This window comes from Agathobaculum sp. Marseille-P7918 (assembly GCF_900625105.1).
Lineage (GTDB): Bacteria > Bacillota > Clostridia > Oscillospirales > Butyricicoccaceae > Agathobaculum.
On the sequence record NZ_UYYD01000005.1, the window covers coordinates 145,009 to 171,868 of the forward strand.

Sequence of the window (26,860 nt, forward strand, 5' to 3'; positions counted from 1 at the left end):
CAAAATGACAAAATGACAAAGCAATACCAGATAGGTCATTTATGTCGGTATTTTTCGTTTTCTTCTTTTAACCAAGCTTCGTAAGCTGCTTGTTTTGTGTTATCCTTTTTCACTATTTTTTTCCAATTTGACTTTTCGGATGTGAATGACTCAAAATTCCGTTGATTTTCCGGATTTTCCGGATGAAGTTTTCGTCGGCTTAGTAATAAATTATATATTTTTCTTTCCAGCTTCAATGTTTCATTCGATGTAACACGCTGCTGATATTGTTGGATGGGCCCGATCGTCCGACAATCTACCGTAGGGTCTTGTGGACTTGGAAACGAACAGTATTCGATATTTGGACGTTTCAAAGCCACGAAAATACGTCCACAGTTCAGACAGCGTTTTAAGCGCATTTTCTGTGCCAACATCATTCGAAAGATAGAATATAGCAGATCGCAATACGAGAAACAGTAAAAAAAGTACTCATTTTGCTCCAAGGTATTATCCTCATTCAATATAGATGAGATAAATGCTTGCCTCAATTCTTTATTTGAGGGATCTAAGCTATAGCAGTATAAAAGTTTTTCGAATTCTGTTTGATTTGTATTTGCTGTATGAGAAGCATGCTGAGTAGATTGAGGTAATGACATTCGATTACAGAATAGATCGAATTTTTCAACAGATTCGAACTCGTTTGGACATTCAAAATAAGATTGTGCATAGCATTGAAGTGCAAAAAATGGTCTCAGGATCGTTATGAGTTGACTTTTAAGAGAAGCTGAATCACTTTCTATATTGTCAAATATGATAAAACCACTCTCTTTATCCAGTCCCATATAAATAGAGTAAGCTTCATTGAGAAAATCGGGTGTATATGCAAGGTAACGATCAAAAGGAGTAAACACATTCAGAAAACTTTGAACGGTATGCTTCTCTTCATTTTTCACGTATTGCATAATTGCTTCAATTAGAGCAGTTAGATCACAATTTAAAAAATCTGCAAGTAATGAAAATGTAGGACGCTCTTGTAGAGGTTCAAGCAGTATAGTGGAAGGAGCTGCATCTGAAAAAGTTTGTTGTTGAATCACAATTGGTTTATCATCAATACCCGGAAGGTTTGGTTGTTTGGGTAAGAAATACAACAATTTTTCCAAGGATGAACCAGGATAATCTACTTTTGTGAAATCTACTTTCTCACCTATGCGATGAGAGGCGAGAAATCGATTTTTCTCAGTTAGTGGTAAAAATGAAGCAATTATTTCATTATTATAAGTTGCAGCGCGTTTATCAACATTGAGAAGCGCAGAGAAATACATAGAATCACCTGCAATCTATTTATTTTTAATCATTATATCATGACCTACATTTTTTTGCAATCGAATATAGAAAAAAATATAAACAAATTACTTGACAGAATTTATGGAATAGTATTATACTGATTTCAGTAAAAACACTTTAAAAAAAGTATGAGCAAAAAAGGAGATAATCTTATGATTCGCATGCGTTATGCTGCACAGATTTTAGCAGAGATTAAAAAGAATGATCCAGAAACATCAATCTCGGTTGGCTTTATCAAAAAGTTGGCAAAGAAAGGCGTTGTGAGGACAAAAAGCACAGGACGTTGTACTTTGATCTCGATGGATGATGTAATGAATTATCTGGAGGGAAATCAAAATGACACGGACTGATATGTTGGCAAGGTTTCGTAAAGTCAAAACCCATGGTGGAAACCGGTATACAGCCTGTTGTCCGGTTCATGATGACAAACATCCAAGTTTGTCAATCTACTTTGCGGATGATGGAAAGGTATTGTTGCATTGTTTTGCAGGTTGCCGTACAGCAGATATTTTGGATACAGTTGGCTTGACATATACCGATCTGTTTCACTGTGAAAGATGGTGAGTTAACATGGAAACGTTCATCTATAAATATAGAGATGAAAATAGTAAGGTACTGTACGAAAAAATAAAAGAAGTTAAAGAAGGAGAAAAATCCTTCCGTTTCGATAAAAAACTGGATAATTGTCCAAAGGTTTTATATCGTTACCCCGAATTGTTACAGGGATTAAAAGAACATAGAATTATCTTTATAACAGAGGGTGAAAAAGATGTAGATACATTAAGGTCTATGGGTTTCACTGCCACTTGTAATTTTGATGGTGGTGGCAGCGGTAAATGGCGCGATGAGTATGATTCTATTTTTACCAATGCCACTGTAGCAATCGTATCAGATATTGATGAAAAGGGTCGTGAGTTGGCACAGGATGTTATTTCTCATCTCAATAAGGTTGCACAGTGTGTGATATGTATCGATATTGTCGCATATGGAGAGAAATTACCGGCGAATGGGGACATTTCTGATTTAGTTCAAGCAGTAGGTAAAGATGCTGTACGTTCTTGGTTGGATGCAATTATCGATTCGCCGAAAGATCAAGAGGGTGTAGATGTATATCCGAATCTTTGGTATCATCCAAATCCCTTAATTGGCTCTGTTGCGATTCCGGAGTTTCAATCAAAGTGGTTGCCGGATATCATTCGCAATTTTTCAGAGTCTCTTGCAGCATCTGTTCAAGTTTCTGTTGAGATGGTTGCATGTATTGCGTTATCTGTTGTTTCTTTTATTGCGTCCAAACACTATGTAATCTTGGTACGTGATGGATGGTATGAGCCATCAAATATATTTACGATTATTGCTGCGGAATCTGGAGAACGAAAAAGTGCAGTGATGAGTAAAGTAGTTCGTCCCTTACTTCAGTATGAAAGCCAGTGGAATAAGGAACATGAGGGCGAAATTTTACGGAGTCGCATTGAACATAAAAATATGGAAAAAGCACTTGCTGAATTAAAAAAGAAGTCTTTATTGGATGAAACAAGTCAGGCAGCATACGATGAAGCACTTCGTTCGTTTGAAAAGCATAAAGAGCTTCACAATAAACAATTGGTTGCTGATGATGTTACGGTCGAAAAAGCAGTGACTATTATGAAGCAGAATAATGAAAAACTGATGATTGTTTCATCGGAGAATAGCTTTTTATCAACTGCTCTTGGACGTTATAGCAATCAACCCAACATTGATATTTTACTCAAGGGTTATAGTGTAGAAATGGTTAGTGTTGATCGTCAAACACGAGAATCTGATCATTTAGATCATGCTTTTCTAACAATTTGTGTTGCTACACAGCCTTATGTGGCAAAAGAACTGTATGCAAATGAACTTTTTATTCGACGTGGATTGCTGGCTCGTTTTTTATTATGTTGTCCTCAGAGTACGATTGGTAATCGCTCGTTTGATGTACCGCCTATGGATTCTAAATTAAGCAAAGAGTGGGCTAATTTATGTTTTAATTTATTGCGTAATATAGATGAATCTGATTGTAAAATTATATGCAAACTTTCTCAGGAAGCAAAAGGCAAGATTAGTGAATTTTATGAAGCTCTGGAAACAAAGTTGGGAGAAGATGACAATGAATCTTTACGGGCCTTTGATGCAAAGTTGTGTGGTCATGTCTGTCGATTGGCTTTAATTTTGCATGTAAGTGAATATCCATCTGCAAATGATATGATTTCAAAAGAAAACATGGAGCATGCGATTGAAATGGGTTGGTATTTCCGTGATAGCTTTATTGCTATGATGGAAAGTATCGGTGCAGATAGTGAAACACAGCATGCGGTCAATTTGTTGAAGCGCTTGAAGGCAAGCCAGCAGAAGATTATTTCAGCAAGGGATCTTGGGCGTTTGATGCAATCTTTGAGCACAGAACAGCGCGATCAGGTAATCGCACGATTAGTGAATACAGGTTGGATTCGTCCTATCAAGCCGAATCAAAATGCTTTGGGTAGAAAACGCAAGATGGATTACGAGGTAAATCCCTTGCTGAGCAGTTTTCCGTCCAAGTAAATGAAAAATAATATTAAAAAACGCTGATATATTTGTAGACAAAAGGGTTTACAATCTTATATCAGCGTTTTTGTTTGTGATATATAGAGTGGACTCCCCGCAGCGCGTCCGCCACGGGGAATCCTGCGAGCAGAAAACAATCTTCGTGACGCCATTCACGAGGCTCGCGCGCGTGCGTATCACACCCAGACGTCCGAGGGCGATCAACACGATTTTACTCCAGATGACGGAAGCCTTCATCACGGATGTTACGGGCTGCATTGTGATCACGGCGGATGGTCACACCACAGTGCGGACAGGTGATTGATTTTACACTGAGCGGCTGCTTGCCCAGATACGCGCCACAGCAGGAACAAATCTGCGAGGACGGGAACTGCGCATCGACGCGGATCAGCTTCTTGCCGTTCTGATGCAAAATCTGTTCCAGTTTGCGGAAAAAGGCTGCACAAGCATTGTCGTTGAGCTTGGGCGCCAGCGAAGGATTCGTCTGTTTCATACCAACCAGATCCAGCGTTTCTACACAGATTGCATCATGTTCTTTACAGAGCTTATGTGCCTGCTGATACTGCCAATTGCGACGTTGCTGTACGACATGACGTTCCAGCTTGGCGGCACGCTGTTTCTGTTTGTACCAGCGACGACTGCCTGGACGAAACCGAGCTGCTGCACGATGATACCGGCGAAGCTTATCTTGTGCCAATTTACGATAACCGGGGTAACCAGCGTTTTCTCCAGTGTTGGTAACATACAATCCGTCCTGTGTATAGTCCAGACCAACTACATTTTCATAGTGTACCGGCTGCGGCTCTGCTACAGGAATGGCAACCGACAGCAACAAATCGACACGATAGACAGCGCCATAGCAATCGACCAAAATCTTTGCATAACACAGCGTTGCATGGACGGGCAACGGACGGTGATCACACATTGCAATGGTACCGACCGAGGGGATAACCAGATGGTGTTCGCTGATGCCGACCGTCTTGTAGGTAAATGACCGCTGCTCACGATTCGGTAAACGGAACCGGATACGTTCGATCTTTTGATCATACAGGCGACGAGCCAGTGCCAACACATGTTTGCGGGTCACGCTAAGCGCATAATGATCTTCTCGGCGTTTGGTTTGCATTTCATGGGCTTCGATCTCATTCTGGATGGTCTCAAAGTTTTTACCCTGCGCTACACCACGATTGGCAAGATCGGCCCAGTCATTGAACGCATGATCCTGCAAGTCAAAGAGTGCTTTGAGTTCCAGCTGCTGCATTTTGGTCGGGTACAAGCGATAGGAATAGGTACGGAATACGGTTTCAAACTTGCTATTCATGTTTGTTCCTCCTTTTGTCAGATGGTCAAATACATCGAACAAAAAATACCGTGCAGGACCTGTGGCCTACACGGTACGGGAGGATGTGAACGAATGCGAAATACGCCCCGCAAAACAGTCCCCATCTTGTCAAAGAGGTCAAAAAAGGGTATACTGGTCTTACGGTGCGGAGTAATCCGTTGTGTAGGTGGCTGATTCACCTGCGCAGGCGTGTGGGAGTTGCAGCTCCCATACGCTGCCGTATTTTTTATTCTATGTTTATATTATACCACCAGAACAAATGTTCGTCAATGTATATTGCATAAGAAGTGATTTATTTTCAGCAAATTATATCATCCATGTTTTTTAGATTGCCACATTATATAACAGACCCCACAGTCCGATCGATCTGTGGAGTCTGTTTTTATGTAGAAAAGAAACTGCTGGCTTGCAGCGCTTGAGTAAGCGTTTAAATTTCTTTCCACGCTAAATCAGATAAAGCATACTTTCCCTGTCCCACACGCACAAAATACTTTTTATAAGTAAGACTATGCGTTTGAGAGGAACCATTAGACAACATGACATTGATATACCGAGTAGATGGATTCCAACCATTAGATTTTGCAAACAAGGTAACATCATTTGTACAAAACGGTTCAGATATAGTTCCTGCTTTCACAGCCCGAGCAAATTCTATATTTAATCCGTCACCAAACTTACTCATATAGTACCTCCAAAGTCAACTACTGAAAACGAAATACACAAGTTTTTCATCTAAGCTAAAACATATAAATCATTTAATAAGCATTTCAGCTTTACATTCTTTCTATTATGATGAGAGGCAGCTAATTAAATTTACCCAACCGAAATATCCATGTTTTCACTTTATTACAGATTGTCCTGAATTGCAACGTTCATGTTTTGACTCGTAATAGTCCAATATTAAATAGATTGTGATACGGTAAATTGCGTTGAATAGCTCCGGCGTCGTGTTTGCCATCAGGGCAAAACATACTGCACCGCTAATTTCAATCGCAGGATAAATCCTGTAATGCGATGGATCTGCCACTTATGCTCAACTTGAGCAGAAGTCCGTTTTGAACCAATTGCAGCCGATACCTCACCGCATTAAGACAAACAAACGGCCGTCTCAATCGAGACGGCCGTTTGTTCTGTTCCTGTGATTAAGCAAAAGAACACCCTTGGCTAAAGCCAAAATGAGAACTATAATAATCGATCATCGCTTGCTTTTATTCACACAATCACACTCGTTTATTCAATCAGATTGTATTTATTTGGCATTCCAATGGACGTTCCAGATCTGTTGCAGCGAAGCAAATACATCCGCAGCGTCCTGTCCGGAAAAGCAGCTTTCGATCCGGATCAAACCGTCCAGTGTTTGCTCGAGCCAGTCCGGCAACGCACGACCACGATGATACGAAGGCAACTCTGTGAGCACGGATCGCCAAAACGAGCCGAGCTGTTCCTGCTCCAGCACAAACTGATTGGCAAAAGCAGGGGTTCCGCTGCGAGCTGCTCCCAACACTTCCGATGCGGTGCAGAAAGAATATTGCTGAAAAAACGCTTGCAGCAGTGCGAGACTATGCGGTGTCTGATTGCCGGACGGACACAGCGCATGGCTCATCCCGTAAATCGCCAGCTGAAGGGCTTTCGTGCGCTCGGCTTGTCCGTCGCCAAAATGCTTTTGCATACCCTCCACCACAGACAGTACACCGCGTTCCAATTCTTCCAGTTCCTCGTCACGAATAGTAGGAAGATCGTTCTGTTTGGCGCTCTTGCTTGAAGCCAAATAACCGGAGTCTCCACACCAGCCGCATTCCCACCAATTGCCGCGTATCATGACAGGGCTTCCGCAGTGCGGGCATCGGAAAGTATTCATCAGTCACCGCTCCCTTCTGCTGTCATTGTAACGGGCTGTGTCCGATTTGGCAAGGACAGAATTGATTTGTGCGTTGCGTTTGCGAAGCCAATCCTGCAAAGTCTCAGCCCAATCGGTTATATATGCGGTGTCCAATCCGTCTGGGGCACTCTCTTTTTTGAGACAGGAGCTCCTCTGCCGAAATGCCGCCGAGTGCCAAGGACAGTGCCAATTCCACTTCACAGAGTTTGTTTTCCTGCTCTACATCCCAACCCCATTACCATATCTCAGTTCTTTAGCAATACCCCAATCGACCTCTTTTTCATTACGGACACTCGCAATATTCTCGACTGGCTTCCCATAGAACTCCACCAATCTCTCTTCCAGTGTTCTATGCTGCGGTGCTTTGATTTTTTTGATTGTAAAGCCTTCTGCCGATGGAATCAATTCAACACAGTCATTTTCATGCATACCCAACGAATCAAGCAATGACTTAGGGATACAAATACCATGACTATTCCCCCACTTTTGAATTGTTGTAACCATACAATCCACTCCTTTACTTTATTATATACAAAATACATAGTTTCGTCAGTAAAGAAATATACATCCGGTTAGTCGCTCTACAATGGTGAACACCGCAGGCTCACCATTTCTTTTCCGGCCCAGCACAGTATCCGCTTCCCAATGTCCAAAGGTGTTTCTGTCCGCCACTTCCGGCGAGCGTTCATCAATAGAATGTCCTGAAATACGCTTAGAAATCTTTAGTTTTCTGCGAGAACGTCTGCTTAAAACCTCTGGAAGTTCGAATAACGTGATCGGCAATTTACCCGCCCACAACAGGTTGTATAAAGTTTTCGTGCAAGGGATTTCACGGGCAGGAAACCGTTGCTCCCGGCGTGCTCGCCCAACCCAGGTATCGAATGACCAGCTGTGCTTACGAACCATCTTCACCATCCAGTGGATAAATTGGGAGTCTCTGGGTATACTCTGCAGACGATGGCAGCGACGGCGATTGGCCTTGTATATTGCTGCTCCACGTTTGGCAGAATATTCGGCTTTGCGACCGCGTCCGCAGTATTCCGGTGTGCCGCGTTGCAGCTCATATCCAACTGTGGATGGGCTGCAGTTGATGGTACGGGCAATCGCACGATTACTATATCCCTGCTTCTTGAGCGCTTGAATGGCTCCGCGTTCCTCAGCACCAAGATGCTGTCCTCTCTTGCGCTCTATCAGATTTGTGGTAGAATGAGTTTGATCCATAGTGGTCAGGCCTTTCTGTCAGAGTTTTGTGTGGAAACTTTATTCTAACAGATTCCTTGCCGCTGTGGATCTTTTTATGTGTTCAATTTGATTTTACAATTTACCACTCTGAACTTTTTGAGAGGGAATCGGGAAACCGGTTCCCTCTCTTTTTGCTTTCATCTTGTACAAAAATAGAACGCCATCATAGGTACTTTCGGAATATGCATGCTCGAAGCTTTTTCATGATCATTTCTCCTTTTCCAAAAAATTTTATATATAAAAAAAGACAGACTTTAACTAAATCGTTAAAATCTGTCTTGTATTATTGATATTTAATCAGAAATCTGCGCAATTATAGCACAAATTGTTTCTTATAGTTTATTTACATTATATCATCTCTACGCGATGATGACAAACGCATTTCAACAGAAAAAGTGCATTACGAGTCGTGTCGAGCAATGGCAGGTTGCCTTGCCTCGATATAGAAGTCGATGTCCTCCACGATGTAGTTCGCTCCCGTCGTATGCAGGGCTTCAAAGCAGGAATACACATACTCCCATACGTCGTAACTGGTGAAAAGTTCCGCTATCTGCTTGCCGGTCAAGTGTTTTGCATTTTTGTAGGTTTCGACGCAATAAATGAGAAAATCGCCTTGTCTGCTCATAGTTACGCCTCCTCTGGAATCTGAAAATCCCCTGTTCTCTTCTCCTCATCGAACATGTTGAACAAGGTAAGAGGGCTGAAATGCCACACTTTTGTATCCTCTTGTTCCAGCAAAGCATAAACTTTCGATTTGTAAAACTCTCTGGACGCTTCTATCTCATTCAAGAGATAATTTTCACAAACCAGATTGATGACTTGCGGGACAATCAGGGTCAGAATGGCTTCAAATTTTTTATCTGCCATCAAAATCCCTCCTCCAGTACTGTACCAACAAAGTGCAGGTATGACAATGCCTTCTCCGAAGTCAATACCAACTGGCTATATAGCTTTTTGATTTTAAGCTGCTCCAATGTCTGCTCTTTCGTCAACACTCCAGCAGTATAGAGTGTGAATATCCGGTACACATCATCATTAGCCACAGGCCCAAAGATGAAATCGTAGGATTCCCCCTCATAATTGCCAGAGCGATTGTCTGATACGAAGTCCAGCCACGCTTCGTTCGCTTCGACAAAGTGAGGGATCGAACATTCCGAAAAAGCAGCTGCCTCGTCGATCTTGTAAATGTTTACCACGTTTTGTCCGGTTTCCCGGCGCTTTGCAACCTTATTAGCAAAGCTGATTGCCTGATTCTTGTTTGTCGTGGTATAAAAGCCAAACCCAAAATCCAGATAGCGGTTTTGCTGAATTAGTTTAGGCCGGTCCACAATCACATTGCTACCGTGATATAAAATCATATGCGTCCCTCTAATGTTTGCTCGGCAATCGCGCATCCTGCCTGTATTATACACAACTCAACCTTAAATTTCAATCTCATGTCGCACATCCACTTTGCGCTAAGAAACTTCTTTGACATACTCCGGGTCTTCCAACTTTATAGTTATTTAGGTTCTCCAGAGAAAAGCAGACCCGCATCTATTTTCACAATGATATTGGCAAAGGGGACGCCAAAATCCATGGGCATGAACCTGTCGAAAGTCATATACGACATGGTTCCGAAATCTGTCTTGGGATAGACTCGCTTTCATCCAGCGCCAAGTAAAACCTTGCCACGCAGCACCTCAAAATCATAGCCTCGGCCCTGCTGGGCAATGGCACGGATAACGCTGTTTAGCCCCTCCACAAAGGCGTTGGTATAAGGTGCATCAAAGTAATTGAATATCTCGTCGTATGACCGCTCCACAGTACGGCAAATGCGCTTAAAACCGGGCGGTTCCTTTGGGATACTGCTTTTCCAACAGCGATAGTAATACTCCGCATCTGAGCGACTCTTGCAATCGTACATACGGTAAAAATCCTCTTTTAGGTTGTATGCACTTTCTAAAAGAGGTATTTTTCAAGCCAATCATCTCGTATGTCGGCGGCACGCTCAGACAGGTTATCTCCTCGTGCAAGGAAGATAGACCGATTTTGCTTTAAGGTGTAGGGGCTGGTTCTTGTGATACTCCTACGAATGGAGTCCAGTTCATCGTTTGCCATCCGATCCACATGGAACTTATCCACGACTACAAGGGCATGGGGGAGAACTTCCTGAACCGCAGTACGGTAACCAGCCCACATATCCATAGTGACAACCTTTACCTTCTTTGGCTGCTGTAGGCTCTCCAATAGGTCAACGATAGTTTGCTTACTGCGGTTCTTCAGAAGTTCCATGACTGTGTTTTCATCCCCATTGGCGATAACTGCCCAGGGCTAAGTATGGTGGTAGTCATCCCTCATTAGGCAAATTTCATCAATGCCTAAAATGGATGGAGTCTCTTGTGCGGATACCGTTGGAATTGATTTAACGGCCTCCAGAAATGTGTTTCGGATGGTAGTATCCGAAATTTTGTATTCGTTTTCGATGTCTACAAAGGGCGTTGAAATGGCTTTCTGACCTATTTCCTTGCGCAGGCGGTTTGTGATGCGACCCCTGCCATCAACCGATTTCAAAGGCTCTGCAAATATCTGACCGCACTCACCGCATCGGTAATACCGGCGTTTAAGCATGAGAGCAACACGCTTGCCTTGGTTGTTCAGGTCACGAATCGTCTGGGTGCGTGTCTTTGCAACGCCTAAGTTTGTCTGGTAGCATCCACACGCTGGGCATATGTCGGGCTTCTCTTTGGTCTGCACCCAGAACCCCATATCATACTCGTTCCGCTTGAAATCTGTGACCTCAAATTCAGGCAGTCCGAGCATCTTCTCCATCAAAGGGTTGCTCACTTGCCTGCCTCCTCAGTGGCAGAAGGCTTCTTTTTTTGCACCTTTTTCTGCTCTTTTTTCAATGCCTCCATGCCGAGACGAATCAATTCCAATGTTACGGCAGAACGGCTTGGATAGCGGTTTTCAAAGCGCAAATCATCAATTTCTTTCAATAGTTTGTTGGTGTTACAACGGAATGGACGACCGACGGCAAAATCATTATGGTCGATTTCAGTATACCGGAAAACGAACTCAAAATCGTATTCCTCCTGAATGGATAGACAAGAGATAAACCATAACCACTTATGCTCAACTTGAGCATAAGTCCGGTTTGCGCTGATATTCCTGCAAATGCAACGAGTGGGTTACACAATCTGATCATGCTACTGACGGGACAAAGTATGTAGACACCATGCAGCTTTTCAGCGTGGAGCATTTTGGCATTCTAAAGAAAAGTTGCCGAGATCTACGACTTATGAGGCTAAATTGTTTAAAGCGTTAAAGTAAAAGTTGTCAGGATCTACGACTTATCGGGCTAAATTATTTAAAGTGCTAAAGCAAAAGTTGCTAAGATCTACGACTTTCTCGAAGAGTTTTATCAAAGTACCTTTGGCTTTTTGTTGCATCTCAGATCGATATTTGTATATTTCAATCTCTATTGCCCCCAAAAGTTGTATATTTTAAGATTGTCGTCTGAAAAATCGAAAAAATAAGTATTAAAAATTATAAAATAAAAAAAATGAGTCGCTTATTTTATGAAAAAATCACCTATAATTTTTCTGATTTTTTATCGGTAAAAAACAGGGGAAAATAGCAGCTATTGAGTAGTCAGCTGGAAAACAAAAGCGACACAGAAAATCTTCTGTGCCGCTGCATTTCTCTTTATTTTTGTTTGTCTGTCCGCCCCACCAAATAGTCCAGAGATACTCCATAATACTCCGCCAGCTTGACCGCCAGATCGAGTGGCAGCACACGTTCGCCTCGTTCATATTTGGAATAAAGGGATTGATCACATAGTATTATTTCAGAAATCTGCTTCTGTGTTAAATCTGCATCTTCGCGCAAATCCCGGATTCTTAGATTCATATCTATCACCAAAATTACTATATCAAAGGACAAATCGTCCTATTGACTTTTTGGACTATATGTCCTATTCTGGTGATAAAGAGGTGATTTTATGCCGGACTACAAAAAGATGTACCTGACGCTGTTCCGCGCCACAGAGCAGGCAATCAATACGCTGATTCAAGCGCAGCGGGAATGCGAAGAATTATATATCAGCGAACCCGATACCGAACTCAAAATACTCCCTCTCCCGAATAGTCAGTCGAACGAGGATCCATAAGGCAATGGGCGAAGCTTTCCTGTCTTACAAAAACCAGAAATTTGTTCGATTATTATTTGATTCTTTCTATTTTTCAGCTTTAACTCGATAATAAAATTGCAAAATCTATTGACAAATCATATATGTCATGATATCATATAATCAAGCTATAAGTAATTCGCCTTGGGGTAACCATGCGCGCTACTCATCAATAACCGTTTACTTGCACACTTATTCTATGACAGAGTAGGTGTGCTTTTTTTATTGCCGATAAAACGCTGCCATGCCTTGATGACAACTGCTTGCAGCGGATCAATAGGACAGCCAAATATGGTGCTGTTCTGTTGGGAAGGGGAAGCTCTTTTTCCATTTCCCTTGCTTTCTCTGCAAAGAGAAAGCGGTGCAGATGATGCATACTGCTATGCTCGGAATTGCACGCATCATCGGTACCAGCGAAGCACATTCACCCAGCGGGGAGCCGTCTATTTTCGTTCCTCGTGCCGGACAAATCTGTAGAATAGTTGCGATTTATTAGAAAAGTTGTACGAAAAAACAAGTTGAAAAACATCGTGATTTTGCGAAGCACGTTTTTCAACTAAATAGTACACATGGAACGTAACTTATTCACCGCATATCGCCCTCCCAACTTGTTACTTTGCTATGTTTTCCTGCATTTTTATCGTGGAATTTCTGAAGGCATCGAACAAGCAACAGAGGGGGTAATCAAAATCAACCCAGTATAGGGGGCGCATTTACCATGAAAAACGAGCATTTGAAATTAGCCATCCAATACAATCAACGCTTTTTGGAGCAGGCAAAAACGGTCATCGGCAAGGTGCAGGAACGGCAAAATGACCTGTTGGTCCTCCAGCAGTATCCTTTCATGCAGACCGATGAACTGTTCCAAAAAGCTGTTACCGAATCCTATCTGGCACAAACCGAACTATGCGTCAAGCTGTCCAGTCAGTTGACCTCGTCCGAGCTGTGCACATGGATGGCTCCTGATCTGTACCAATCGCTCTATCAAAAGCAGCAGACCCAGCAGGCGCAGGCAGCGGACATTGATCTGATCCAGAAAGATGCATGCATACTTATTCGTATGCCTCATCCATTGCTCCGGTATCATATCAAGAAAACAGGCGCACCGTTTTTAGACACATTGGAGCAAGTGCTGTACCATATGCCGCTTCCGCATGGTTTCGCTGCACAGAAAGTGTTTGCATTCTGGCATATCTATCCGAGTGCCGGATGGGAGCATCGGTCTTTGCCGGATAACGATAATTATCTGCTCAAGCCGATCATCGATATCGTCTGCCGCATTTGGGGCATGACAGATACCGGAGACGACCTTGCACTGTTTTACAACAGCACCCGCGATGATTCCGTGCCCGATCAGACCTATCTATTGATTGTCACACAGAAGGCAAATTTGCCGTTCTATGATTGGCATAAAGTAAAGAGTATTTTCGGTCTTTGAACAGAATCATAACAGACCCGGTATATGGAAGGGAGGAAAACAACCATGCCGAAAACGGTATCAAAAAATCAAAAAATCGTCCTGCAAGCCATGATGCCTAAAGGGTTTCTACGCAATCAGGATGTCATTACATTGTTTTCAGGGAAGAGCAAAACCTACTGTTACGAGCTGTTGAATCAAATAGAGCGGAAAGGTTTTGTGCGGAAAAAGACGCAATGCATTCACGATAGCGATCATCAATACACGACCCATTATTTTGAACTGACAGATATCGGTATGCAATATTTAATGGCATGTTCCGATATGCCTGCGCTCAAGGCTGCCAAAGATTTATATACAGATGCGGTTTTGCCTTGTGCGGCTATGAAAACCAAACAAAGAGCCCGTCAATTTCGGATCAAGGAGATCGAGCAATTTTGTAGCGGCTGCCGCGTGCTGGTATCTACCGATCCCCGTCCAGCCGAATCCAGCAATATTTACGGAAGCCGTGAACGAGAATCAGCCAAAATTACGTCGGTAGAGAACCTTTACGAGCAAGGATTGATCGCATTTCGTAAGAACTTTCTTCTGCCGGATACCTCGTTTGCTTTTTATTCTGCCGCAGAGATCAAGCCTCTGAACATTTCCGCAGAACAGGAATTTCGTCATGAAAGTTCGGTCATCAGCTCTACTTATCTGGGTGCTATTCTGAACGTGCGACGCGGATTGATCGTATATCGCCCGCGCAAAGGCATGGGAATGGGCTGGAATCAAAAAGTCGAGCAGGCAGTACGCGATCGTGTTATGACGTTTGCCTGCCAGCATCTGAAGCATTGTAATTCGATTTTGTTTTACAAGGCAGTCTCCGGCCTGATTCTCGTCTCGGATGCCAAGGAAGCCGCAGCTGTCATTACCGGCAAAGAAGTCAAAGAGTTTCACCCGGAAAGAGCATTCTCCTCTCCATTCGACGTGTATTTGCTGACCAATGATGCATTTGGTCGGCAGCAGCTTCGCTTTCTCTTGGAGCATCCCGATCCGGAACAGGAGTTAACTGCTCGGCTGGCAAGCATTAAGGGGCTGGATACACAGTGCGGCACTTTGCTCTTTCCGGTAAAGTATCAGGATACACCATGCTTTTTAGGGGTATTGCCCGATGCGCATTGGCTTTGCAAACTGTACACAGATTATAAGCCCAATCAATACTACGTCATTTGTGAGCGGAGCCAGACAGAGTTCTACCGGACCGTGTTGCCGGATGTGCGGCAGCTGGTTTTGAATTCTTCTCTGCTCGATTCCGACTAAAGAGACCTATTATAAAAAATCCGGCATCTGCAAAGAAAGCAAACGCCGGTAGTACACAAAAATTGTATTTTAGTCTTCAAAGAGCTTTGAAACTGGTACATTCAGCACATCTGCAATGGTAAACATCGTTTCCATTGATACACCGAATGATCTGGTCGGACTTTCAATTTTGGCAACAAACGACCATGACTTGCCGATCGCTTCCGCAAAAGTCTCTTGGGTCATGCCGCGCAGTTTACGGTAGTACTGCACTTTCAAGCCAAACCGGATAAACTGCTCGTGATACTTCGTTTCCATAGGTCACCTCTCTATACAAAGAGAGTACCACCTGAAGCAAAAAATATTTATGGATTTGTACTGCCTTTTATGTCAATACAATGATATAATACTGCCATAGAAAGATAGGGGACGCATTGTTGCAGAAGCAATTCCGGCCGCTATTATCTGAATGAGTAAAATCAGCTGAAAGACAATAAAATGACGAAAATCCACTTTATCGTGTTTTTTCGTCATTTTCTTCTATATATTACATGATATTTTCAACATGACAGTCCAGCAACCTGCAAAGCAGATCGTTGTAATGCCTCCGGAACGGTTCTTATTTCAGATCTGCATCAATTTATGGACATAACACAGCAGTCATATCAGCAGAAGGTGGGGGTTGTATGATGCAGAAAATTAAGCGATGGGGCGTATTACTGGTTTGTTTACTTCTCATTTTGTCCGGATGTAAAGCAGATCTCGCGAGCAGCAGCCCCGACACAGTCAGCGAAACAACCGAGCAAACGTCAATCAGCAACGTATCCGAAGCGACCCTGCCCGAAGCCAACCCACAACCGCAATGGGAAATTCCGCAGTATGCAGGCGCGCCCTATACCGAGATCCATAACAACATTCCCTTTTTCACAGATGACGAGATCACCAACCAATCCTTTGAGACATACAGTCCGCTGGATGCGCTCGGTCGCTGCGGCGTGGCATTTGCCTGCGTGGGACAGGATCTGATGCCGACCGAAGAGCGCGGCAGCATCGGACAGGTCAAGCCGAGCGGCTGGCATCTGGTCAAATACGACTGCGTGGACGGCAAATATCTGTACAATCGCTGTCACCTGATCGGATACCAGTTGACTGCTGAAAACGCGAATGAGCGCAATCTAATCACTGGCACGCGGTATCTGAACATCGAGGGCATGCTGCCATTTGAAAATCAGGTCGCGGACTATGTGCTGCAGACCGGCAATCATGTGCTCTATCGTGTGACGCCGTTTTTCGAGGACGATAATCTGCTGGCAAGCGGTGTTCTCATGGAGGGCTATTCGGTCGAGGACAGCGGCAACAACATCTGCTTTTGTATTTATGCCTATAACATCCAGCCCGGCGTACAGATTGATTATGCCACTGGGGAAAGCGTATTGGCAGATGCAGTCCCTCCTGAGACGACCGAGCAAGCACCTCCTGAGGATGAACCAAACTATGTACTCAATCACAACACGCGCAAATTCCATCGTCCGAATTGCTCCAGCGTGGAGGATATCAAGCCATCCAACCGGGAGGATTACTTCGGTTCGCGGGAGGCACTGATCGAACAGGGGTATGCGCCGTGCAAGCTGTGTTGCCCCTGATTGCATTGCCGCAAATGGAATCACTCTTGCTGTGCACCAAGTCATTCGCTCATTTTCTTGTAGTCCTGTGCATAATCGTCTAAAATATCGGCTGTATCAGCCCGCATCTGCTCCCGTGTTATCTCAGTGGCCGGAGTCATGATGAACTGATTGCAGATCTCCGTCATCCGCGCTTTAGTCTGGCTGTCAATGCGAAACGTCATATTGGTGTCCATCTGCCGCACCTCCTTGTACTACAAATATAGTACTTACCATGTGCAATGTAAATGATTTGCATTTGGAAAACTTAAAGCAGTGTAGGGCTTGATTCTTGACATTTGTTTGACCGTTTCTGTGATTTATATTATAATTTTCCCATAAGATACAACAAGTGTGGAGGGGAATGCAAATGGATGGTCAAAAACAATTTGACTGGGTCGAATTTTATCAGGCGTTTGCATGGAAGCTGCTTGATTTTCATAATAATCGACAGGTTTTGGTCGATCACATCCGGGAGGTATATCAAAATACGGGAATTGCAATGCCAACATTGGAACGAGATCATAAAATCGTGGACATTGACCCCTTCACGGTGTTTGGCTTGTTCAATAAAAGCTCTCAACGGGAGGATAACCGCAAAAAGATCATTGCAGCGATGGCAGAGCTTTTTGATATTTCTGCGCCGCTGCCTACCTCTTTTGTCAGCGTACCGGTGCTGAACAATCAGAATGCCACGTTTTATGATTTCACCGGCTATCGCGGAGAAAATGATATTGAAGACCTTTGGCAGCTATTTTCCGCAGCACTCTGGTATGCAGACAATCAAACGGAAGCCAATCAGGCGGAGCTCTCTTTGTACTTTGACCGAACGATTCAAAAAAGAGGGAACGGCAACAGCAAGATCACCATGGGGCTGTACTGGATCGCACCACAGATTTTTCTCAATCTGGATCAGCGAAACACATGGTACATCTATGAATCCGGAAAAATCCCAGCTGAGATCGTCAACACGCTGCCCACCCCCGAGCCAAAAATCCCAGCCGAAAAGTATTTTACGATTACAGAAAAGATCCGCACCTATTTGCAGAGCGGCACCTGTCCATATCACAATTTCATGGAACTGAGTGCAGAGGCATGGCGATATTCCGAAGAGATCAATCAGCAAAACAAGGCCTCCGCAGCCGATATCGCTTCGGTAGCAACCTCTGTTTTTCGGCAGGACATATCAGACGAAGATGCAAACACCATTCGATATTGGTTGTATGCACCGGGGGATGGCGCAAAAATTTGGGATGAATGCTATCAGCAAGGCATTATGGCGATTGGTTGGGATGAAATCGGCGATTTGCGCTTGTTTGGCAACAAAGAAGAGATGAAGCAGCGCATGAAGGAGACGATGGACCCCAGCCGCTCGTATAAGATGGCTGCACATGCGACATGGCAGTTTGCCAACGAGATGAAACCCGGTGATATCATCTTTGCCAAAAAAGGCATGCACACTGTAATCGGGCGCGGTATTGTCCGGTCGGCGTATTTCTTCGATTCTGCTCGCAGCCAATACAAAAATGTGCGCAAGGTAGAGTGGACTCACAAGGGCGAATGGCAACATCCCGGACAAGCTGCCATGAAAACGCTGACCGACATCACCCCGTATACAGATTATGTAAAACAGCTCAGTGCGCTGTTCGAAAGCGATGAGATCAACGACGAAGAACCGCCCGAGATCCTTTATCCGCCCTATAATGCAGCGCAATTCCTCGAAGAAGTGTATATGGATGCGGCGAAATACCAAAAGCTCAGATCGCTATTGCACCATAAAAAGAACATTGTTTTACAAGGTGCTCCCGGCGTCGGTAAAACCTTTATTGCCCGCCGTCTTGCCTATTCCATCATGGGCTGCAAAGATACAGAACGTGTTGCCATGGTGCAATTCCACCAGAGCTATGCCTATGAGGATTTTATCATGGGGTATCGTCCGGATGGGAATGGATTTAAACTCAATCCCGGCGTGTTTTATAGCTTCTGCAAGCAGGCGGAAGACGACAGCGATAACCCGTATTTTTTCATCATCGACGAAATCAACCGCGGCAATCTGAGCAAGATTTTCGGTGAGCTGTTCATGCTGGTGGAAAAGGACAAGCGTGGAAAAGTGAAAGTGACGCTGCCAAATCACGATCAATTCTCTGTACCGGAAAACATCTATATTATCGGCACAATGAACACCGCTGACCGTAGTCTTGCCATGCTGGACTATGCGCTGCGCCGTCGCTTTGCGTTTTTCGATCTGGAACCCGGTTTCCGTACTGCGGGCTTCCAAGCCTATCAGGCGGAGCTGGCAAACGAGAAATTTGACCAGCTGATTGCGCAGGTTGAAGAACTCAACAAGGCGATTGCGTCGAATGAATCACTTGGTGCGGGATTCTGCATTGGTCACAGCTTCTTCTGTGCATTGGATGGCGATATTGCGCAAAAGCTGGAGGAAATCGTTGAGTTTGAACTGATCCCGCTGCTTCGGGAATACTGGTTTGATGAACCGTCCAAAGTGCAGCATTGGACCGACCGGTTAAGGGGCGCGATCGCGTGATACCGATTCAAAACATCTACTACATGCTGTCCTATGCGTTTCAGACTTTATCCGAACAAGGCTATCGGGATTTGGCGCTTGAATCCTATCATCATGTGGCAGATCTATGTGCTGCAATTTTGTCCAAAGGGGTCGCCATACAGGTCAAGCGCGGTTTGCATCGTGAATATCGGCTCAAAACCGATGCATTATCCTCCCCGCGTGGCCGGATCGAGCTTTCCGATTCCATTCGAACGAGAAGCAAGATGCGTGGGCAGCTGGTATGTACCTACGATGAATTTTCAGCCGATAATGACCTGAATCGTGTGCTGAAAACCACCATGCTGCTTCTGCTGCGCAGCAAAATTGATACAGAACGGAAGAAAGCGCTCCGGCGTGTGCTGGTATTCTTTGAGGGTGTGCAAACACTACCAATCCGAAGCATCCGCTGGAATATACAGTACAATCGCAATAATCAAACCTATCGCATGCTGATCAGGATTTGCCAAATGGTACTGCAAGGGCTGCTGCAAACGACCGAGGATGGTTTTGTCCGCCTGATGGACTTTCTGGATGAGCAGCACATGCATAAGCTGTATGAAAAGTTTATATTCCAATACTATTATCAAGAATTTTCAAATCTCACTGTTCGCGCACCTCGAATCCAGTGGGCAGCAAGCGGTGTATCTTTGGCTCGGCTACCAGACATGCAAAGCGATGTTGTGTTGTCACATGACGACCGGATTTTGATTATCGATGCAAAATATTATGCACATACCATGCAGACGCACTTCGATAAGCCGACCATCCATTCGCATAACCTGTATCAGATTTTCACCTACGTCAAGAACGAACAGGCCAATCAGCCACAAAAGCAGGTTTCCGGCATGTTGATCTATGCTCGTACCGATGAAGAGACTCAGCCGGATGACGTTTATCAGATGAGCGGAAACCAGATCAGTGTGCGGACGCTGGATCTGAATCAGGATTTTTCTCAGATCGCATCACAGCTGGATGAGATCGTACAGACACATTTTGGAATTCAAAAAGCACATGAAAAGCAGACCGTTTATGCACAATGAAGCGAACGGTCTGCTTCGCTTTTTCTCTAATCAACCTGCTTTGCTTCCGAAAAAGCATAGATTTGAAATATCAATTTTGATAGGTAAAATGAATTGTACGACCGTAAGCAACCTCAAATCAAAATGATTGCGCGGTATTATGCGCAAAATTCCTTGCCGACCCGTACTGAATTGTTTTAGAATGAGAGAAGACAAAAGCCTTTACAACGGTAAGGAGGCAAACCGACATGGCGGATAGCAAAGCGATCTTTGCCTTTGCAATAGCATGGTGCGACAAATTCCGAAATCCCCGAGTCAAATACACCGATTTGATCGACACTGCGATTGGGGATAACTGCGAAGCGTTCGACTTTACTATGGACTGCGGTCATGCGTTTGAAGTACAATATGGAGCGGCAAGCCACGATGCGCAAGCATTGAATGCCATCATCGACAAGGTGGATGACATTCCGTTACTCGGTTCGGCGATCTATGCACGATGGCGCTATTTCAGTCACTGGGCGTATGATCCGGAGGAAATCGCACAGCCAGGCAATCGGGCTTGGTTTGTTCTGGCGTTTGCTCGTCTGGCACACCTGACCGGAGAATGCCCATTTCTCTTTCAGGGTATGCTCCGTAAGATTCGCATTGTTTCCAACCGCCTTGGTTATGGGGTTTCTCCCGATCCCGGGGACGAAGTGGAGCAGTGTCTTACCCTTCGCACCGATGGCAGGGTGTGGTTTACCTCTTATCGGTTCGATGTGGATACGGGAAACTACAAAAAAGCGAAAGCTCGTACTTTTGCAGTCGGCCAAACTGTAATAGGCCACATTTTTGATGCGATTGCCTCGTATTTTGGGAATGGTTATACTGCGGTTTTTGCGACAGATATCGGCGACTGGAAAATGGAACTGACCAACACCGAAGGCGAAATGTATCGATTACGGGGTGCTCTGTGCGCTGATTTTGATTGGAGCGAGAATGATCTGTCCGATCTCATCCGTGACGAATTGGAAATGCCAAACCTATATGTGTTTGACGGCAACAACAAACCAGACAAGGTGACCTGCCTGTGTGTCGACTACCATCGCATTACGCAAATCAAGCCCAAACACCCCGTTTCGAGCGAACTCGAATTTGTCACATGGGATTATTCCGAAAAGCTGATACTGGATCGGGCAAGCGACACCATAGAGCAGACACAGAATGTCGGCACCGGCTGTGTTGTCTCCAGAAAGGTATATGTAGATGGGGCCGTGGCGGCTCTGCTGGACGAGATCGATCCGGAGCGGTTGTTCGGCGAAATCGAAGGAAATCCAGACGATGTGATCACAGATCCGATGGAAACACGGACGTATCGTATTACGGTAGATTTCAAAAAAGCACCCCGGCGTATCATCCGCGGAACCTATGACAAAAAGGCGCTCCCTAAACACTGGGGAGTGTTTGCGGACGAGGTTTTGCAGTTTGTCCACTTTTATGATTACGGTGAAATTCTGAGCCCGTCTGTTTATGGCAAGGCAAGACGCCGGAAGCAGGATCACATCTATTGCAGCGTTGTGTTTGCGCAAGGAAGTCAAAGCTATTATTACATTGCCGATGATGACAGCATTCAAGTCGGCGATCACGTTGTCGTGCCTGTGGGTAGGGGTAACCATCCCACTGTGGCAGAAGTCGTAATGATCGAGTATTTTTCGGATGAAGATGTACCATTTCCAATAGAAAAAACCAAACATATTCTCCGCAAGTGTGCAGAGGACGATATTCCCTGACCGTTTTTCCGCAGATGAACTATGAACGGAGCACACTACGGGAGAAATGCAACAGTCCGCTTGTGATGATGAGGATACTGCGTTTCGCAAGTGATTGAACATCAGATTATCTGCCTGAAAGATTGGTTACGATAAGAGCAAAACACCCCGCAGCCGGAAAAAATCCGGTTACGAGGTGTTTTCTTGCCTATACTTCTGGCATCAGCCGTCATTGCTGAGTCCGTCTCTGCATTCGATGGCTGCTGCGCAAGATCTGCCAGCATATCCGGCAGAAGAACGCGAACGATAGAGAGAAGCACCGACTCTGGCACATTATCCGGAAACTGCTTCGTTTCTATTCGGAGTGCCGTCCTTTCAAAGATATATAATATGTGTGTTGATGCAATTGCTCCGGCCTATGGCTGGTTTCAACGCGGTTCATTTATCAGGTGCATGGTGATGCCTGTGGCTGTTTCGGTGATGACGACCACTGCATCTAAAGGTTCGGGACTGGCCAAGCAAATCGTGCGCTCATAAAGCGGTATGGGCTGTTCCAGTCTGACCTGCTGTTTCCCTTCCCGAACCGCTAAATAGAAGTATTGCACCTTCCCTCGCTGTTTCTTCGGGATTTCTGCCCACAGCATCCACAGCAGATGGATCAGCCAACAAGGTATCAAATCCTCCAAATTTCGACTGACATATTTAGGCAAGTCTGACATTGTGTCCCCCTATTTTCTGACATAAAATGAACCCAAGGGTGTTTTTCCTTGGGTTCATTATTTCTGAACGACACCTCAGCGAAGCCAAGCGCTGTCATTCGTGTCGATGTTGTACAGCACCTGCGCGAGTTCTGCACGGGTCAGCGACTGCTTGGGATGGAAATATTCATTTTCGTCGCCCACCATGATGCCGAGGTTTCGCATTGCACAAACCGCCTGACGGTAATTGTAGCCCGTGTTGTCTGACCATGTAACTTGGTCCAGATCCTGAAAATGTGCTTTCCAGCTGCCGTCTTGCAGATTAAAGACATTGTAAATACCGACCGCAAAGTCCTCACGCTCTACATTGCTGTTGGGATAAAAATAGGCGATATAGCCCAACGGAGAAGAGGAACTGCTCTGCTTGGAGAAACCGCCGAGCAAATTGCCGTAAGAGGATGCTTCCCATGCGTACCATGCGTCACTTGGCACATCGGAGAAATAGGTTTCATAGACAAAGGTATCCTCGGTGGCCAAACGCTTGAGAACGGTAGCCGCTTCTGCACGGGATACCGGATCTTCCGGACGGAAATTGCCGTCCGGGTCTCCCACCAGCAAAAGACGGGTCTTGCAGTACTCGACAGCATCACAGTACCATGCGCTGCGCGATACATCATAGAATGGCCCTTCGTTTTTCACTTCATTGAGCCGCTCTTCATAGCCTTCCTGCCCCAGATCGTTGATGTAATAGTCATCTGCTTTGACGGCTGACGCAGATCCCAGCGCGAAAATACCGATCAGGGTGACAGACAACAGCTGCTGCACTCGTTTTTTCATATTGCATACTCCTCTCGCCATCATGGCATCTTGATGCTTTGATTATACCGTCCTCCATGGACAGCATTTGTCTATCTGGCTTGGGCAGCAGAAAAATGCGCAAAAAAGCAGATGGACAAAAACTGTCCATCTGCTGCGATATACTCAAGATAGAAAATCAGAGATCCTCGTCGAACAGGAAGAATTTATAAACCGGGACATCGAGCACTTCGGCAATCGCAAACAACGTGCCGAGCGATACGGTTCGGTCGATCCCCGGCGCTTCCACATGGCTGAGGAATACCGCGCTCATGCCGATCGCTTCCGCAAGCTGTTCCTGCGTCATACCGCGCAGCTTCCGATAATAAGCGATTTTCAGTCCCAGCTGCCGAAATCTGTCCTGATAGGGCCTGTCCATGTGCTCTCACCTCTTATGTGCTCTATCATACCGTACACCGACAGCAATTGACACGTTTTAACAGCAATAGTATACTTATTTATAATAAGTATATCCATTGTTTTGGGACAGAAGGGGAGCGTGAAAAGCACAAGGGGGAAATTTTATGACCAGTTCACAGCAGAAGGACGACCGCGTGCTGTCGCTCTATGCCCGCCTGCAAAAAGGGGATGTGATCCGCAAAACCGAGGAAGCGCAGCGATTCGGCGTGACGGAAAAAAGCATCCAACGCGATCTGGATACGGTGCGGGATTTTCTCGCTTCGGAATACACCGGACAGACGGTGGTATATGACAAACGCCTGAACGGTTACCGGCTCGATACGCAGACCGGCAAGCTATCCAACAGCGAGATCCTGGCGGTGTGCAAGATCCTGCTGGAGAGCCGCAGCCTGCCCAAAGCGGATATGAACGCACTGCTGGACAAACTGCTCGCCTGTTGTGTGCCGGAGCAGAACAAAAAGAAGGTCAGCGCGCTGATCGGCAATGAAAAGCTGCATTATATCGAACCGCATCACGGTGTTTCGGTGCTTGATCGTCTGTGGGAGATCGGTACGGCGGTACAAGAGCAGCGGGTGATGAAAATCACCTATGAAAAGCTCAAGAACCATGAGGTCGTGCAGCGAACCATCGAGCCGGTTGGCATCATGTTTTCCGAGTATTATTTCTATCTGACCGCGTTCATTCGGGATATTGACAAGGAGCAGGCCTTTGAGAATGCGGACGACCTCTATCCAACCATTTACCGCATCGACCGCATCAAACAGTACGAAATAACGGACGAACATTTTCAGGTGTGGTATGCTGACCGGTTTGAAGAGGGTGAATTCCGCAAACGAGTGCAGTTCATGTTCGGCGGCAAATTGCAGACCATCCGGTTCCGATACACCGGACCGTCCATCGAAGCCGTGCTCGATCGTTTGCCGACCGCAGTGGCAAAGGAAAACCCCGAGGGCGGTTGGGACGTAACTGCTGAGGTGTTCGGGAAAGGGATTGAGATGTGGATGAGAGGGCAGGGAGAAACCATTAGCTAGGAGGAAAATTGGAACAGATCAGATAAACCAGAACATTAGGAGGCTATATGGACAACACACAAGATAGGCTGATTGAGGTATTACAGGGAGTTCTCAATCAACATAATCAAAAAGATACGTTCGCCGAGTTTCAGGATATGTTTGCCGTGTCTCAATACCTGAATGGACATCCTGTGAAAAGCGAATCCATAGACTATAAGATTAGGTATCTGAACGTATTGGAGTATTTTGTAAAATCCTATGCTGCCGATAGCTTATACGCCGCTGCAGCACTTCACAACTATAAGGACTGTCTTTTAGGAGTTGACTTCCAGTCCTACGACTATACTTGCAAAGATATTAATAGTTGTATCAAACGGGTAGCGCGAACAAGATTCAAAGGTTTTAAATTGTGCTCTAACCGTTTTATTTTAGTCATGGATATTATCTTCTTGTGTGCTTTTGATGATGCAGGCAAAGGACACTCCATTTTCTGCCAGATAAAGAATATATATCATAATAGATACCGAGAGACGCTTGATAATCTCTATAAGGTGCTCTATGAAAAATTTTCTATCACCTCAAAGCTCCAAGCGGTTTCTCCCCAAATTTCACTGTGGCATGAGAATAGAAACTATTTAAAACGCCCTTTGCATACAACACTATTTGTTGCCAATATGAACGCCGGAAAATCAACTCTAATAAACGCACTTATCGGGAAAAAAATTAACCGCTCAATGAGCCAAGCCTGCACCGCAAAATTACATTATATATTCAGCAAAGCTTTTGAAGATGGGTATGTCTATGAATACGATTATCTTTTGAATCTCAATGCAGATTATGAAAGCCTGATGACTGATAATCCCCAGAATACGTCCAACAGAATTACAGTAGGTACTGCGTTTAAGCTAACCGCGCCTTCTGAAACAAGGGCCTGTTTTGTGGATACTCCGGGTGCCAATTTTTCGATGGACAACTCTCATGGTGAAATTTGCCATCGAGCTGTATCTGAGAAAAAGTACGATACGCTTGTTTATGTTTTTTCTGCTGGAACAACCGGGATTAACGATGAATTTGAATATCTGAATTATATTAAAGAAAAAGGGCGCAAAAGATGTCGGCTCATTTTCTTGTTAAATAAGTTGGACGAATATAATTCAAACGAGGATTCCGTTGATGATTCGCTTCAAAAGCTTAATGCGGATTTGCAAAAAATAGGGTTTGAAAATTATCAGCTTTACCCGGTTTCTGCTTATGCGGGCCATCTTGCAAAAAGAGTTATTTCTGGAGAAGAAATAGAACCATGTACACCGGAATTCTTTAAGCTAATGCGTTGTAAGGCGCACTTCAACAATCCACTTTTTGATTTTAGCAAATATTATGATACTCCAGCCAGTGCCATTGAAGATGCACGCAAACATTGTCTTGAACATCCTGAAGAATTTGATTTACTCTTGAAATCGGGCATTTGGGGCCTTGAATATATTCTTACCCATTAAAGAGAAAAATAGGAGTGATGCATTATGATCGAAGTCTATAGCGCGTCCAGAAGCGCCGCTTTTCATCCAAAGGCGGTGTGCGGGCATTTTGGGAACCCGGCTTTAGCAAGCCGGTAAAGAAAAGTATCAAAGACGTGAAAAGCGTCACTTTAGCGTCATCCGATTTA

The 26,860-nt window shown here is 44.8% G+C and carries 31 protein-coding genes; 12 read left to right on the forward strand and 19 right to left on the reverse strand.

Annotation, left to right across the window (positions count from 1 at the left end; translation table 11 throughout):
- Positions 1-35: 35 nt before the first annotated feature.
- Positions 36-1,301, reverse strand: a complete 1,266-nt coding sequence (locus EJL02_RS09125) for a DUF6076 domain-containing protein (protein ID WP_125116100.1) — start codon at positions 1,299-1,301, stop codon at positions 36-38.
- Between the two features lie 174 nt (positions 1,302-1,475).
- Here EJL02_RS09125 and EJL02_RS09130 point away from each other — a divergent pair, with 174 nt between their 5' ends.
- The 3 genes from EJL02_RS09130 to EJL02_RS09140 are packed head-to-tail and all read left to right on the forward strand — an operon-like array spanning position 1,476 to position 3,882.
- The gene (locus EJL02_RS09130; RefSeq protein WP_125116101.1) at positions 1,476-1,673 is read left to right on the forward strand and encodes a hypothetical protein; all 198 of its coding nucleotides are present in this window, start codon (positions 1,476-1,478) and stop codon (positions 1,671-1,673) included.
- Position 1,674: 1 nt separating this feature from the next.
- Positions 1,675-1,887 carry a CHC2 zinc finger domain-containing protein gene (locus EJL02_RS09135; protein WP_206426960.1) on the forward strand — a complete coding sequence of 71 codons (213 nt, stop codon included), beginning with the start codon at positions 1,675-1,677 and terminating at the stop codon, positions 1,885-1,887.
- Positions 1,888-1,893: 6 nt separating this feature from the next.
- Positions 1,894-3,882 carry a YfjI family protein gene (locus tag EJL02_RS09140; RefSeq protein WP_125116103.1) on the forward strand — a complete coding sequence of 663 codons (1,989 nt, stop codon included), beginning with the start codon at positions 1,894-1,896 and terminating at the stop codon, positions 3,880-3,882.
- Between the two features lie 214 nt (positions 3,883-4,096).
- Here EJL02_RS09140 and EJL02_RS09145 read toward each other — a convergent pair whose 3' ends face one another.
- From EJL02_RS09145 to EJL02_RS09205, 13 genes are all read right to left on the reverse strand, one after another.
- Positions 4,097-5,206: an RNA-guided endonuclease InsQ/TnpB family protein gene (locus tag EJL02_RS09145; protein WP_125116104.1), complete on the reverse strand. Its 1,110-nt coding sequence runs from the start codon at positions 5,204-5,206 to the stop codon at positions 4,097-4,099.
- A gap of 448 nt (positions 5,207-5,654) precedes the next feature.
- Complete coding sequence (locus EJL02_RS09150; protein ID WP_125116105.1) at positions 5,655-5,909, reverse strand: hypothetical protein; 255 nt, start codon at positions 5,907-5,909, stop codon at positions 5,655-5,657.
- 567 nt (positions 5,910-6,476) lie between these two features.
- On the reverse strand, positions 6,477-7,046 hold the full coding sequence (locus EJL02_RS09155; protein WP_125116106.1) for a hypothetical protein: 570 nt from the start codon (positions 7,044-7,046) through the stop codon (positions 6,477-6,479).
- Between the two features lie 279 nt (positions 7,047-7,325).
- Positions 7,326-7,610 carry an AbrB/MazE/SpoVT family DNA-binding domain-containing protein gene (locus EJL02_RS09160; protein WP_125116107.1) on the reverse strand — a complete coding sequence of 95 codons (285 nt, stop codon included), beginning with the start codon at positions 7,608-7,610 and terminating at the stop codon, positions 7,326-7,328.
- Positions 7,611-7,655: 45 nt separating this feature from the next.
- The gene (locus EJL02_RS09165) at positions 7,656-8,327 is read right to left on the reverse strand and encodes an IS30 family transposase (RefSeq protein ID WP_125116108.1); all 672 of its coding nucleotides are present in this window, start codon (positions 8,325-8,327) and stop codon (positions 7,656-7,658) included.
- 421 nt (positions 8,328-8,748) lie between these two features.
- On the reverse strand, positions 8,749-8,973 hold the full coding sequence (locus tag EJL02_RS09170) for a DUF3791 domain-containing protein (protein WP_125116109.1): 225 nt from the start codon (positions 8,971-8,973) through the stop codon (positions 8,749-8,751).
- Between the two features lie 2 nt (positions 8,974-8,975).
- The gene (locus tag EJL02_RS09175) at positions 8,976-9,215 is read right to left on the reverse strand and encodes a hypothetical protein (protein WP_125116110.1); all 240 of its coding nucleotides are present in this window, start codon (positions 9,213-9,215) and stop codon (positions 8,976-8,978) included.
- On the reverse strand, positions 9,215-9,706 hold the full coding sequence (locus tag EJL02_RS09180; RefSeq protein WP_125116111.1) for a DUF3990 domain-containing protein: 492 nt from the start codon (positions 9,704-9,706) through the stop codon (positions 9,215-9,217). The genes EJL02_RS09175 and EJL02_RS09180 overlap by 1 nt, the downstream gene beginning before the upstream one ends.
- A gap of 287 nt (positions 9,707-9,993) precedes the next feature.
- Positions 9,994-10,254, reverse strand: coding sequence for a transposase (locus EJL02_RS14580; protein WP_125116112.1), 261 nt, complete (start codon positions 10,252-10,254; stop codon positions 9,994-9,996).
- Positions 10,255-10,289: 35 nt separating this feature from the next.
- Entirely contained in the window at positions 10,290-10,649 is a 360-nt protein-coding gene (locus EJL02_RS14585) for a transposase (protein WP_279221211.1), read from the reverse strand.
- 12 nt (positions 10,650-10,661) lie between these two features.
- Positions 10,662-11,174: a transposase family protein gene (locus EJL02_RS09195; RefSeq protein WP_125116114.1), complete on the reverse strand. Its 513-nt coding sequence runs from the start codon at positions 11,172-11,174 to the stop codon at positions 10,662-10,664.
- Positions 11,171-11,326 carry a hypothetical protein gene (locus tag EJL02_RS09200; protein WP_330548626.1) on the reverse strand — a complete coding sequence of 52 codons (156 nt, stop codon included), beginning with the start codon at positions 11,324-11,326 and terminating at the stop codon, positions 11,171-11,173. The genes EJL02_RS09195 and EJL02_RS09200 overlap by 4 nt, the downstream gene beginning before the upstream one ends.
- A 709-nt stretch (positions 11,327-12,035) precedes the next feature.
- Positions 12,036-12,239, reverse strand: coding sequence for a helix-turn-helix domain-containing protein (locus tag EJL02_RS09205; RefSeq protein WP_125116116.1), 204 nt, complete (start codon positions 12,237-12,239; stop codon positions 12,036-12,038).
- A gap of 91 nt (positions 12,240-12,330) precedes the next feature.
- Between EJL02_RS09205 and EJL02_RS14185 the strand changes: the two genes are divergently transcribed.
- The 3 genes from EJL02_RS14185 to EJL02_RS09215 all read left to right on the forward strand — a co-directional run bounded on the left by EJL02_RS14185 (position 12,331) and on the right by EJL02_RS09215 (position 15,235).
- Positions 12,331-12,498, forward strand: a complete 168-nt coding sequence (locus EJL02_RS14185; RefSeq protein ID WP_164510362.1) for a hypothetical protein — start codon at positions 12,331-12,333, stop codon at positions 12,496-12,498.
- Between the two features lie 736 nt (positions 12,499-13,234).
- The gene (locus EJL02_RS09210; RefSeq protein ID WP_125116117.1) at positions 13,235-13,954 is read left to right on the forward strand and encodes a hypothetical protein; all 720 of its coding nucleotides are present in this window, start codon (positions 13,235-13,237) and stop codon (positions 13,952-13,954) included.
- Positions 13,955-13,999: 45 nt separating this feature from the next.
- A complete protein-coding gene (locus EJL02_RS09215; protein ID WP_125116118.1) occupies positions 14,000-15,235 on the forward strand; it encodes a hypothetical protein in 1,236 nt (411 codons plus the stop codon).
- Positions 15,236-15,304: 69 nt separating this feature from the next.
- Here the strand turns inward: EJL02_RS09215 and EJL02_RS09220 are convergent, their stop codons facing one another.
- Positions 15,305-15,532, reverse strand: coding sequence for a helix-turn-helix domain-containing protein (locus EJL02_RS09220; RefSeq protein WP_125116119.1), 228 nt, complete (start codon positions 15,530-15,532; stop codon positions 15,305-15,307).
- A 368-nt stretch (positions 15,533-15,900) separates the two neighbouring features.
- On the opposite strand from EJL02_RS09220, the gene EJL02_RS09225 reads away from it, so the two are divergent.
- Positions 15,901-16,857 carry a DNA/RNA non-specific endonuclease gene (locus tag EJL02_RS09225; RefSeq protein ID WP_442858010.1) on the forward strand — a complete coding sequence of 319 codons (957 nt, stop codon included), beginning with the start codon at positions 15,901-15,903 and terminating at the stop codon, positions 16,855-16,857.
- Positions 16,858-16,898: 41 nt separating this feature from the next.
- Here EJL02_RS09225 and EJL02_RS14190 read toward each other — a convergent pair whose 3' ends face one another.
- Positions 16,899-17,072 carry a hypothetical protein gene (locus EJL02_RS14190; protein WP_164510363.1) on the reverse strand — a complete coding sequence of 58 codons (174 nt, stop codon included), beginning with the start codon at positions 17,070-17,072 and terminating at the stop codon, positions 16,899-16,901.
- Between the two features lie 173 nt (positions 17,073-17,245).
- On the opposite strand from EJL02_RS14190, the gene EJL02_RS09230 reads away from it, so the two are divergent.
- From EJL02_RS09230 to EJL02_RS09240, 3 genes are all read left to right on the forward strand, one after another.
- Entirely contained in the window at positions 17,246-19,420 is a 2,175-nt protein-coding gene (locus tag EJL02_RS09230) for an AAA family ATPase (protein WP_125116120.1), read from the forward strand.
- Positions 19,417-20,481: a 5-methylcytosine-specific restriction endonuclease system specificity protein McrC gene (gene mcrC, locus EJL02_RS09235; protein WP_125116121.1), complete on the forward strand. Its 1,065-nt coding sequence runs from the start codon at positions 19,417-19,419 to the stop codon at positions 20,479-20,481. Before EJL02_RS09230 ends, mcrC begins: the two co-directional genes overlap by 4 nt.
- Before the next feature lie 227 nt (positions 20,482-20,708).
- Positions 20,709-22,232, forward strand: coding sequence for a hypothetical protein (locus tag EJL02_RS09240; protein WP_125116122.1), 1,524 nt, complete (start codon positions 20,709-20,711; stop codon positions 22,230-22,232).
- 407 nt (positions 22,233-22,639) lie between these two features.
- Here EJL02_RS09240 and EJL02_RS09245 read toward each other — a convergent pair whose 3' ends face one another.
- The 3 genes from EJL02_RS09245 to EJL02_RS09255 all read right to left on the reverse strand — a co-directional run bounded on the left by EJL02_RS09245 (position 22,640) and on the right by EJL02_RS09255 (position 24,143).
- Positions 22,640-22,930 (reverse strand): DUF960 family protein, encoded by a 291-nt coding sequence (locus EJL02_RS09245; protein ID WP_125116123.1) that lies wholly within the window; start codon positions 22,928-22,930, stop codon positions 22,640-22,642.
- A gap of 75 nt (positions 22,931-23,005) precedes the next feature.
- Positions 23,006-23,746, reverse strand: a complete 741-nt coding sequence (locus EJL02_RS09250; protein ID WP_164510364.1) for an S-layer homology domain-containing protein — start codon at positions 23,744-23,746, stop codon at positions 23,006-23,008.
- A 157-nt stretch (positions 23,747-23,903) separates the two neighbouring features.
- Complete coding sequence (locus EJL02_RS09255; protein ID WP_125116125.1) at positions 23,904-24,143, reverse strand: helix-turn-helix domain-containing protein; 240 nt, start codon at positions 24,141-24,143, stop codon at positions 23,904-23,906.
- A 145-nt stretch (positions 24,144-24,288) separates the two neighbouring features.
- Between EJL02_RS09255 and EJL02_RS09260 the strand changes: the two genes are divergently transcribed.
- Positions 24,289-25,215: a helix-turn-helix transcriptional regulator gene (locus tag EJL02_RS09260; protein ID WP_125116126.1), complete on the forward strand. Its 927-nt coding sequence runs from the start codon at positions 24,289-24,291 to the stop codon at positions 25,213-25,215.
- A 47-nt stretch (positions 25,216-25,262) separates the two neighbouring features.
- Complete coding sequence (locus EJL02_RS09265; RefSeq protein WP_125116127.1) at positions 25,263-26,693, forward strand: dynamin family protein; 1,431 nt, start codon at positions 25,263-25,265, stop codon at positions 26,691-26,693.
- The last annotated feature ends 167 nt before the right edge of the window (positions 26,694-26,860 follow it).